This is a genomic window from Ruegeria sp. AP12 (assembly GCF_056540025.1).
Genome location: NZ_JBQFVZ010000238.1, coordinates 1 through 646, shown reverse-complemented (window position 1 = coordinate 646; position 646 = coordinate 1). Strand labels below are relative to the sequence as shown.

Annotated in this window: 1 pseudogene; it reads left to right on the top strand. The window is 52.3% G+C overall.

Going from position 1 to position 646, the window contains the following annotated elements:
• Positions 1-646: pseudogene (locus tag ACR0E6_RS22500) on the top strand (adenylate/guanylate cyclase domain-containing protein); the annotation flags it as partial.

The window sequence follows — 646 nt, the reverse complement described above, 5'->3', positions numbered from 1 at the left end:
GCAGTGGCCTGTCGGTTCGACGGCTACAAGTGCAACTGTCAAATCTGAGAAACCTGGTATTGCCGTGCTGCCGTTTGACAATATGTCAGGCGACCCGGAACAAGAGTTTTTCGCTGATGGAATTACCGAGGACATCATAACAGAGTTGTCTCGTTTTCGTTGGTTGATGGTCGTAGCGCGAAACTCATCTTTTACTTTTAAAGGTAAGAGCACCGACATTCGCGAAGTTGGGCAGGCGCTCGGCGTGAGGTATGTGCTTGAGGGTTCGGTAAGGCGCGCAGGCCAGCGTCTTCGGATAACAGGACAGCTAATTGATGCAGAGAATGGCAGTCATCTTTGGGCCGATCGTTTCGATGGGATGCTGGACGATGTTTTTGACCTTCAAGATCAGGTCACGCAGGAAGTTGTTACGGCGATCGAACCGTCCGTTCGCCATGCCGAGACAGTTCGCGCTCGGGCGAAACCGACAGAAAATCTCGACGCTTATGAACTTTATCTTCGGGCCCAGTCACATTTTCACCTGCTGACGGACGAAGACAACCGTGAGGCCATTCGCCTTACGCGTCTGGCGTTGGAGCGCGATCCTGATTATTCGTCGGCAGCTGGATTACTTGCGTGGTTGCATATCCAAAGAATGGTGCAGGGA